The organism is Stenotrophomonas sp. SrG (assembly GCF_050031795.1).
In the GTDB taxonomy this organism is placed as follows: Bacteria; Pseudomonadota; Gammaproteobacteria; order Xanthomonadales; family Xanthomonadaceae; genus Stenotrophomonas; species Stenotrophomonas rhizophila_A.
Map to the genome: position 1 here is coordinate 1 of NZ_JBNBBE010001090.1, position 240 is coordinate 240.

Here is a 240-nt window from a genome sequence, read left to right on the forward strand (position 1 = left end):
CATCGATGCGTGCGCGGGGCACACCGATCCGCGCCTGACCGGCCAGTTCCTGGTGTGCGACTTCGACAGGCTGAGCAACCGTGCCGCGCAGGTCGGCACCGCATCCGACCCGGCCTGCCCGACCTGCTCCGTGGCTCCCACCGAGTATAAGCAGGGCATCAGCACCCAAGATACCTCCGAGAGCGCGTGCCAGCAGTCACGCACCACGTACCCAGCGTCGAGGCCCCTGCACCAGGCCGT

At 68.8% G+C, this 240-nt stretch carries 1 protein-coding gene; it reads left to right on the plus strand.

The features are described from left to right. Positions 1 to 240 (plus strand): hypothetical protein (locus ACQG3P_RS22840; protein ID WP_426806322.1); only part of this gene is annotated, 240 nt, incomplete at both ends.